The organism is Kitasatospora sp. DSM 101779, from assembly GCF_025655475.1.
Taxonomy (GTDB): Bacteria; Actinomycetota; Actinomycetes; order Streptomycetales; family Streptomycetaceae; genus Kitasatospora.
This window is the reverse complement of record NZ_JAHTIK010000001.1, coordinates 1,808,136-1,809,830: the sequence shown is the minus strand read 5'-3', so window position 1 is coordinate 1,809,830 and position 1,695 is coordinate 1,808,136. Positions and strand designations below refer to the sequence as shown.

The 1,695-nt window shown below is 75.8% G+C and carries 1 protein-coding gene; it reads right to left on the bottom strand.

All coding sequences use genetic code 11. The annotated features are described in order from the left end of the window. Positions 1–204: 204 nt before the first annotated feature. Entirely contained in the window at positions 205–1,557 is a 1,353-nt protein-coding gene (locus tag KSNIM_RS08415; protein WP_263102597.1) for a DUF2252 domain-containing protein, read from the bottom strand. Positions 1,558–1,695: the final 138 nt, after the last annotated feature.

The window sequence follows — 1,695 nt, the reverse complement described above, 5'->3', positions numbered from 1 at the left end:
GGGGTGCGGTGGGGGAGTGGGGGACACGGGCCGTGGGGGTAGGTGGAGGTGGCGCGCCGGGCGGGGTGCGGAGGGCACGGGGCGTGGGGGATCGCAGGGAGCCTCCGCCCCACCGAAGCTAGGACCGCCCCAGGTGGCCCGCCACTCGGGTGGTCGGTTCGGTGACGATCACTCACCTGACGGAGTGGTGTATGTGGCGGACCGTCATACGTCGGTGCGCGCCTCGACCGTCCCCGTCGAGATCGCCTCGCGCAGCCGGGTGTGGTCCGCGGCGTTGCGTTCCGCGTACCGCACGGCGAAATCGGCGACCGCCTCGTCGAACACCGTCCCGCCGCCGAGGTACCCCGCGATCGCCAGCCGGTCGCCCGAGCGGGCGTGCGCGCGGGCCAGCGCCGTGCCGCACAGCGTGCCGTACTGCTGCAGCATCCGTGGCGTCATCGACTCCACCTCCGCCGAGCCCTTCATGTCGCGCAGCTGCCGCCAGTAGAAGTGCCGGGCCTGCTCGCCCGGACCGGTCGTCCAGCCGAGGAAGATGTCGCTCGCCGCCTGCATCAGCTTCTGGCCGGCCACCACCCGGTGGCCGTGGTGGTCGTGCGGCCCGGACGGCAGGTGCTCCTCCAGGACGGACCGCTCCGCCTCCTTCAGCTGGAGGACCAGCAGATCGTCCTCGTCCCGCCCCTGCAGCAGCACCACGAAGCAGCGGGTGCCGACGCTGCCCACCCCGACGACCTTCGCGGCGGCGTCCACGAAGCGGAAGCGGTCCAGCAGCTCCCGGCACTCCTCCGGGAGGGTGGCCCGGTAGTCGTCCAGGATGGCGTGCACGGTGTCCGCGTCCGGGGCGGGGATGCGGGTGATCAGCGGCGGCCGTGCCACGATCCGCCGCCGCCCGTCGCGGACCTCGGTCAGCTTCGCCACCGCGTGCACGCTGTTCCGGCGGCGGGCCGCGGCGAGCCTGCCCTCCGTCCGCCGGCGGTCCCCGCCGCGCAGCATCGGCAGCAGCTCGGTGGTGTCGATCCGCCGGTACCAGACCGCCAGCTCCCCCATCGCGGCCAGCCGGCGCACCGACTCCCGGTACGCCCGGACGCAGGCCCGCGCCGTCCCGCGGACCTGCGACCGGCCCGCGCCGATCGAGCCCGCCGCCACCGCCAGGCTCGCCGCCAGCCGCTTCACGTCCCACTCGAACGGGCCCGGCAGCGTCTCGTCGAAGTCGTTGAGGTCGAACAGCAGCGCCCGCTCCGGCGAGCCGAACACCCCGAAGTTCAACAGGTGCGCGTCGCCGCACAGCTGCACGGTCAGGCCGGTGTGGGGCTGCACGGCGAGGTCGGCGGCCATCACCACCGCCGCACCGCGGAGGAAGGCGAACGGGGACGCCGCCATCCGCCCGTACCGGATCGGCACCAGCTCCGGCAGCCGGGTCACCGCCTGCCGCTCCAGCAGCGTCACCGGATCGGCCCGGCCCTCCGGCGGCGACAGCGGCCCGTGCGAGGACCGCGGCACCACGCTGCGCACCGCCCGGCCGCGCTCGGTGCGTTCGGCGGCGGTGGCGGACTGGGTCATGGTTCCTCCGGCGGCTGCGCGGCTGCTGCGGGGGCGGCGGCGGGGCGGGTTCGGCGACCACCCCAGCCTCGGCCGCGGAGGGCCGCGGCGCAGCGGCTCGGGTCCGACCGGGCGACCGGCGTGCACGGGGCCCACCGC